Raw genomic sequence first — 287 nt, forward strand, 5'->3', positions numbered from 1 at the left:
CGCGGCCGCCGCGGCCGTGGATCTGGTCTCGGGCCGACCGCACGCGGACCCCGAGCCGCCGCGGGACTGGCGGCGGGCGCAGGCCATCGCGGCCCGGCTGCCCCTGCGTTCGGATCCGCCAGAGCCCCCGGGGGATGCCCGGCTGCGCGCGGAGTTGGCGCGGCACGCGCGGCTGGCCCGCGGCATCCACTGCACGCCGGACGAGGTGCTCATCACGGCGGGCACCTCGGAAGCCCTGCTCATCATTGCGCTCGCCCTGCGGACGCTCGCTGACCCGGCGGATGTCG

General features: G+C 78.0%; 1 pseudogene. It reads left to right on the forward strand.

Going from position 1 to position 287, the window contains the following annotated elements:
- Nucleotides 1-287 (forward strand): annotated as a pseudogene (locus OOT08_RS17820) (hypothetical protein); the annotation flags it as partial.

This window comes from Leucobacter sp. M11 (assembly GCF_035726885.1).
GTDB lineage: Bacteria > Actinomycetota > Actinomycetes > Actinomycetales > Microbacteriaceae > JAPFRB01.